At 46.0% G+C, this 6,552-nt stretch carries 8 protein-coding genes, 1 tRNA gene and 1 other RNA gene; 2 read left to right on the top strand and 8 right to left on the bottom strand.

Translation table 11 applies throughout. The features are described from left to right. Nucleotides 1–213: 213 nt before the first annotated feature. From KNQ05_RS15450 to tadA, 6 genes are all read right to left on the bottom strand, one after another. Nucleotides 214–432 (bottom strand): YaaL family protein, encoded by a 219-nt coding sequence (locus KNQ05_RS15450; RefSeq protein ID WP_029332191.1) that lies wholly within the window; start codon nt 430–432, stop codon nt 214–216. Next, nucleotides 429–1,028, bottom strand: coding sequence for a recombination mediator RecR (recR, locus tag KNQ05_RS15445; protein WP_029332190.1), 600 nt, complete (start codon nt 1,026–1,028; stop codon nt 429–431). Before recR ends, KNQ05_RS15450 begins: the two co-directional genes overlap by 4 nt. Nucleotides 1,029–1,046: 18 nt before the next feature. Beyond that, nucleotides 1,047–1,367, bottom strand: a complete 321-nt coding sequence (locus tag KNQ05_RS15440; RefSeq protein ID WP_012368932.1) for a YbaB/EbfC family nucleoid-associated protein — start codon at nt 1,365–1,367, stop codon at nt 1,047–1,049. A 22-nt stretch (nt 1,368–1,389) separates the two neighbouring features. Next, entirely contained in the window at nt 1,390–3,072 is a 1,683-nt protein-coding gene (dnaX, locus tag KNQ05_RS15435; RefSeq protein ID WP_088835960.1) for a DNA polymerase III subunit gamma/tau, read from the bottom strand. Between the two features lie 97 nt (nt 3,073–3,169). Next, nucleotides 3,170–3,436: signal recognition particle sRNA large type (gene ffs, locus KNQ05_RS15430), an RNA gene on the bottom strand. 47 nt (nt 3,437–3,483) lie between these two features. After that, the gene (gene tadA, locus KNQ05_RS15425; RefSeq protein WP_214806043.1) at nt 3,484–3,990 is read right to left on the bottom strand and encodes a tRNA adenosine(34) deaminase TadA; all 507 of its coding nucleotides are present in this window, start codon (nt 3,988–3,990) and stop codon (nt 3,484–3,486) included. A gap of 110 nt (nt 3,991–4,100) precedes the next feature. Here tadA and KNQ05_RS15420 point away from each other — a divergent pair, with 110 nt between their 5' ends. Both KNQ05_RS15420 and KNQ05_RS15415 read left to right on the top strand, forming a co-directional pair. Then, a complete protein-coding gene (locus KNQ05_RS15420) occupies nt 4,101–4,730 on the top strand; it encodes a deoxynucleoside kinase (protein WP_214806041.1) in 630 nt (209 codons plus the stop codon). Then, nucleotides 4,727–5,404, top strand: a complete 678-nt coding sequence (locus KNQ05_RS15415; RefSeq protein ID WP_029332186.1) for a deoxynucleoside kinase — start codon at nt 4,727–4,729, stop codon at nt 5,402–5,404. The genes KNQ05_RS15420 and KNQ05_RS15415 overlap by 4 nt, the downstream gene beginning before the upstream one ends. A 452-nt stretch (nt 5,405–5,856) precedes the next feature. Here the strand turns inward: KNQ05_RS15415 and KNQ05_RS15410 are convergent, their stop codons facing one another. Then, complete coding sequence (locus KNQ05_RS15410; protein WP_157898458.1) at nt 5,857–6,321, bottom strand: DinB family protein; 465 nt, start codon at nt 6,319–6,321, stop codon at nt 5,857–5,859. A 105-nt stretch (nt 6,322–6,426) separates the two neighbouring features. Next, nucleotides 6,427–6,516 (bottom strand) — tRNA-Ser (locus KNQ05_RS15405). Nucleotides 6,517–6,552 lie beyond the last annotated feature (36 nt).

The raw sequence follows: 6,552 nt of genomic DNA, 5'->3' as shown, positions 1-6,552 counted from the left end.
AGAATACCAAGTCTGGAACGATAAGTCAACAACTTTTTAAAAGAAGTTTTTTCGTTCGTTTCAAGCGTGCGTCCTCTTTAGGACATGAATTAATATACCACGATAGTTAGGGGATGACAACTGTTTTATTAAAATAGTTTCATTTTTTTCGATTCTTCTTTTTAAGAACAGATTAAAGGCTGCAAACCACTCGGGCTCACAGCCTTCACTCGTTCACTTCATCATGATTGAAACGCGTCTTCGTTTTGCTTCGCTTATATAGAAGAAATACAACGACTCGGCTAATTTCATTTGTGCTTCAAGATCACCATAATCATCATAACTAATCTCAAGTAGATGACGTTTCATCAAGTAGTCTTCTTTTGCTTTAGACAATTCTGTAAGGAGACGCTCATCGTATTCGTTTCGGATTTTTTTTCGAAACCAACTCATAGTTCGCGTCTTCCCTCCATCGCACGGGATAATGTAACTTCGTCCGCATACTCTAAATCTCCCCCAACAGGAAGACCATGTGCAATTCGTGTCACACGAATTCCCGTCGGTTTCAGTAAACGTGACAAGTACATCGCCGTTGCCTCTCCCTCAATGTTCGGATTCGTTGCTAAGATGATTTCCGTAATGGCTTCGTCTTCTTGAAGACGTGTCAAAAGACTCGATACGTTAATGTCTTCAGGTCCAATCCCTTCCATTGGACTAATCGCCCCGTGGAGTACATGGTACAACCCTTGATAATCTCGCATCTTCTCCATCGCAATCACATCTCGCGAATCCTGAACAACACAGACAACCGTCCGATTACGATGTTTATCCGAACAAACATAACACGGATCTTTGTCCGTTATGTTTCCACACACGCTACAATAAGAAATATCGCGCTTCGCGCTGACGAGTGCCTTCCCGAACATCAACACATCATCTTCTTCCATGTCTAAGACATGAAAAGCAAGACGAACAGCCGTTTTCGGTCCGATCCCCGGTAGCTTCGTAAAACTTTCAATCAAACGACTGATTGCTTCAGGATATTGCAATTGATTTCCCCCTACAGTTTAAAACATTCCCGGCATGTTCATACCTTGCGTAAATTTACCCATTTTACTTGAAACAAGTTCATCGACTTTTTTCAATGCATCATTCGTTGCAGCGAGGACGAGATCTTGAATCATTTCGACATCGTCAGGATCCACTACTTCTTCTTTGATGATGACGTCGATGATATTTTTATGACCATCAGCTACGACAGATACCATTTCACCGCCAGCTGTACCTGTCACTGTCAAATCCTTAAGTTCTTCCTGAGCTTTCGCCATATCCTTTTGCATCTTTTGCATTTGTTTCATCATATTGTTCATGTTTCCCATACCACGCATATTTGTTCCTCCTCAAGTAAGATTAGTCTTCAAATTCTACGATATCACCAAAACGACCAAGCGTCTCGGATAATAAGCGATCGCTTTCCGATTCTTCAGCGACCTCTTTCTCTTCTATATTACTACTATTTCGCTTTGCAACAAACTCTGCCTTTAATTCATTCCAGTCTTGATCAAGAATTGCGAGAATCTCCCGTTTGACGCCACATACTTCAAACAGGGCTTCTTCGATAACGAAACGCGTTCGTTCATTCGTCATGACTTGTTCGAAATGCCAGCCCTTCCCGTTATCAAACTCAATCAATAACGTATCTCCCGAACACAAGACGGGTTTACTTTCATGGACAAGCGAATAGATCGGACCATCTTGCTTTAAGATGAGTTTTAGAATAGCATCCCAGCGCTCTTGGATTTCAAGCAATTGTGCTTTTTCTGCTCGCATCAGCATTTGTCGAATCCGCTCTTTCGCGATCCGCACGGTCGGACGACCTTGCTTCCGTTTAGCTGGTTGCGCCGCGACTGTTTCTGCTGCCGGTACACCGTTCGCTTTCAACTGATGCATCTGTTCCTTCATTTCTCTTACTTCCTGTTGCAATGACTGGACGATTTGTCCCGTCGTACGCCCCTGTTCCGTAATTTGGATGAAGGCAATCTCGACTAAGACACGTGGATGATTCGTCAATCGCATCTGTTGTTGGCAATCATGCAGTTGTTCGATGACATGGAAACATGTTTCCGCTTCAATCATTTCGACAAACTGTTTGAATTCCTCTGTCGGACGGGCGCGTTCTAACAAATCGACTGCCGTCGGTGAGGCTTTTAGCAGGAGCGTATCCCGATAGAAGAAGACCAGGTCCTCGACGAATCGCTTCAGGTCTTTTCCTGCCCGTTGCATCTGCTCAAGTGTCTGCAATAATTGATCGACTTGCTGATTATGAAGTGCGTTTGCAATCGCGAGCAACGCTTCGTCTTCTACGGCACCCGTTACTTCGAGTACGGCAGCATCCGTCAAATCCCCATTCGAGAAAGCGACTGCTTGGTCGAGTAAACTTAAGGCATCCCGCATTCCTCCGTCTGCTGCGCGTGCAATCAACCGTAACGCCGTCTCCGAGTAGGCAATTTCTTGATCGGATAAGATGAACTGCATCCGTTCGACTAGTTGGTCGACTTCATGGCGTTTGACATCAAAACGTTGGCAACGCGAAATGATGGTCGCCGGGATTTTATGGGGCTCTGTTGTCGCTAAGATGAAAATCGCATGTGCCGGTGGTTCTTCAAGCGTTTTTAATAATGCATTGAACGCTCCCGTCGATAGCATATGCACTTCATCGATGATATAAACTTTATAGGCTGCTTCTGAAGGCGGGTACTTCACCTTATCGCGGATTTCGCGAATTTCGTCGACTCCGTTGTTTGAAGCCGCATCGATTTCGAACACATCCGGACTCGATCCTTCCGTAATCGCGAGACATGTCGGGCATTCATTACACGGTTCTTTTACAGGTGCGTGTTCACAGTTGATTGCTTTTGCGATGATTTTCGCAAGACTTGTCTTCCCCGTTCCGCGCGGGCCTGAAAATAGGTAGGCATGTGACATCCGTTCTTCCATCAATGCGTTTTGAATCGTCCGAGTGATATGTGCTTGCCCGACGACTTCATCAAAACGCTGCGGACGATACACGCGGTATAGTGCTTGATAGGCCAAATTTGCGCCTCCTCTTTTTTAAGATCCTTGTTCTATTCTACCTAAAAAAGTCTACAACCGAAACCGGCTGTAGACTTGTTTTATAAAAATTAAACTGCCGCGCACCATATTCTGAAATATGTTCAACATGCGTTACTCACGCAGCCTGCTCAGTTCAAGCACTCCTGCGGCACACAGAGAGCACCACTTAAGGCTGCTTCCTTCCGGACCTGACCTAGTTCATGGGTATCTGTTGCGCAGGACTCAAACGTCAACGCTACTTACGTAAGGCAGACCATACCAATCATATCCCTCGATATGGAATTCAGTCTCGCTATAGCGGATTGCGAGTGACAGGGAACCGCTACATCCCCACCTAGCACGGCAAATGATTTATCGTTTTTTAGTGGCACCCGTTCGAGTGCTTTTTCATTATACTGTTTCGTCTAAATTGTTGCAACCCATTGCACGTTTCTTTGCTTTCTTTTTCGCACGAAGTTCGCGAAAGAACGCCGTTAACAACTCACCACATTCTTTTTCTAATATACCACTCGTCAGACGTGAAACATGGTTAAAGCGCTCATCTTGGATGAGGTTCATCAAAGTTCCGCAACAACCACCTTTTGGATCATCGGCTCCGAAGATGACATGTTCAATCCGCGATAACATGATGGCTCCGGCACACATCGGACACGGTTCAAGCGTCACATACAGTTCGCACCCTTCCAGTCGCCAGTTCCCGAGCTTTTCACACGCTTGCTCAATCGCGAGTAATTCGGCGTGTGCCGTCGCCTGATGATTCGTTTCCCGGTGATTATACCCGGTCGCAATGACTTGATCGTCTTTGACGATGACACACCCAATCGGCACTTCGCCGATGGCTTCCGCCTTTTTCGCCTCACCAATCGCGAGCTCCATATAATATTCGTGTCGCTCCACTTCTACTCACTCCCTATCTTTACAAAAATTCTCCCTCTGAAACTTCGGCAGGGGTCCCTGCTTTGTGCTAAAATATAAATTGCACTTTGCTGAACGGAGGGTAATTGAATATGTTCATAACGGTTGAAGGACCGATTGGTGTAGGCAAAACTTCACTTGCGAACGCCATCAGTCATCATTTCTCATTTTCTATGTTACGCGAAATTGTCGAAGAAAATCCCTTTCTTGGAAAGTTCTATGAGGACATCGAAGAATGGAGTTTCCAAACAGAGATGTTCTTTTTATGCAATCGCTTTAAACAGCTCGATGATATCGAACGTCACTACCTAAGTAAACAACGCTCTGTCGTCGCTGATTATCATATCTTTAAAAACCTGATTTTTGCTCACCGCTCGCTCAAAGTAGAGCACATCGATAAATATGAACAAATTTATTCGATCTTAACGACGGATATGCCAAAACCGGATGCCGTCATCTACTTGAATGCGAGTATCGATACACTGATGAAACGCGTCGCCTTACGCGGACGTGAAGTTGAAGAACACATGTCACGCGATTATCTCGAGCAACTCGCAGCAGACTACGAAACGTTCGTCACGGAGTATCAAATCAAACACCCGGAAGTCAAAGTCATCCGTTTTAACGGAGATGAACTCGACTTCGTCAAACGCCCAGAAGACTTGGATCATGTCTTAACTAAAATCCGCAATGAATTATATGAAGGAGCGAACCACGCATGAACTCGAAGTTACGTGAAAAATACAATATTCCGGCAGATGCCGTCATTACGATCGGTGGAATGGTCGGAATCGGAAAATCGACGATCACGAATGGTCTAGCAGACGCACTCGGCTTCCGGACATCTCTTGAAAAAGTCGATACGAACCCTTATCTCGATAAATTCTACCACGATTTCGAGCGCTGGAGCTTCCACTTACAAATCTATTTCTTAGCGGAACGGTTTAAAGAACAAAAGAAAATCTTCCAATACGGTGGTGGTTTCATCCAAGACCGCTCCATCTACGAAGATACAGGCATTTTCGCGAAGATGCACTTCGAAAAAGGAACGATGTCACCAACGGACTACGAAACGTACTCCAGTTTGTTCGATGCGATGGTCATGACGCCATTTTTCCCGCATCCGGACTTGTTGATTTATCTGGAAGGATCGTTTGAACAGGTGCTCGACCGGATTCGTCTCCGCGGACGCGAGATGGAACAGCAAACACCAATCGAGTATTGGGAAGAGATGTACGAACGGTATACGAACTGGATCAATAACTTCACGATTTGCCCGGTCCTTCGTTTATCCATCGATGAATATGATCTTCTCAATGAACCGGAGTCGATTGAACGTATCCTCTCGAAAATCGATAAACAACTTGAAGTCGCCCGGATTGCAAAAACACGTTGATTCACACGCAAAAGCCCTTCGACAGTCGCCGAAGGGCTTTTGCGTGTAGACAAACTCTTATAAAGCGTGAACATGCGATAACGAAAGACAATCCGGTCGCGCTTCCCTGTCTCGCCTCGTCTTCAAAGCGGCAATCTTCCGCGCCGCTACAGCAAAGCTGCAGGGTCGCGACCGATTGCTTTTCGCGGTTCTAAGCGATTCGAGACGGATTGCGCCCTAAACCGTCTGCATGACTGGCTTTCCGTCATAGTGTTACCTAAAAAGCGTCACGTTTCGTTGACTCCTGCGGGGAACGCACGTTCAGAGGCAGACAAGACCCTGCTTCTTGTCCGTTAGGACGAAGGAGCAACGGCTTGCGCCTCGCCCGAGGAAAGCAACGAAAAAAGACGCTTGATCTCCCGATGGCACTTTGTCTACAGCCTGAGCCCTCGACAGTCGTCGAAGGGCTTTTTTTAGCGTGCTGTTACTTGTTTGATTTGGTCGATGTGATGTAAGTCGTGCTGTTTCATCGCGCCAAGCAAGTCGACGATCATCATCGTTTTCCCGTTCGAAGTGAACGTATCCATCAAACGTTCTTCCGGAATCAAATCAACGGCCCGGCTTAATAGGTCACGGCTGACTAAGAATTCATCAATCGTTAAGATTCGTTGCTGCTCGCGACTCATCTTCGCCGCTTCTTCGTTGACTTCCTGACTGTTCGGCTTCACACGGAATGGTTCGTCCGCCAACATGAATGGAAGACGTTCTGCCACCATGAAGCGGTCCCACGGTGACAAGTGACCTACGATTTCAGCAATCGTCCATTTGCCTTCCGCATATGAGCTACGCCACGCGTCTTCCGGGATGTGTTCGAGTTCACGGACGAAGTTCATCGTTTCTTTATAGTGAGTGAGTAAGGTTTCTTTTGTATTGGTCATATCAAGTGCTCCTTCTTCCTTTTTACATGTAGGAAAACATAGCATGCGAACGGATCTTGGTGCAATAAAAAAGCACCTCACACGATGTGAGATGCTCGATATAAGCGGAGTCGGTGGGATTCGAACCCACGCGGGCCTTACGACCCCTAACGGATTTCGAGTCCGTCCCCTTCAGCCGGGCTTGGGTACGACTCCATGTTAAATTTATTTTTGGGTAAAAAAAAAGAAGTG

Source organism: Exiguobacterium sp. s125 (genome assembly GCF_018618605.1).
GTDB lineage: Bacteria > Bacillota > Bacilli > Exiguobacteriales > Exiguobacteriaceae > Exiguobacterium_A > Exiguobacterium_A oxidotolerans.
The sequence above is the reverse complement of the archived record's forward strand: the minus strand, read 5'-3'. Positions and strand labels throughout refer to the sequence as shown.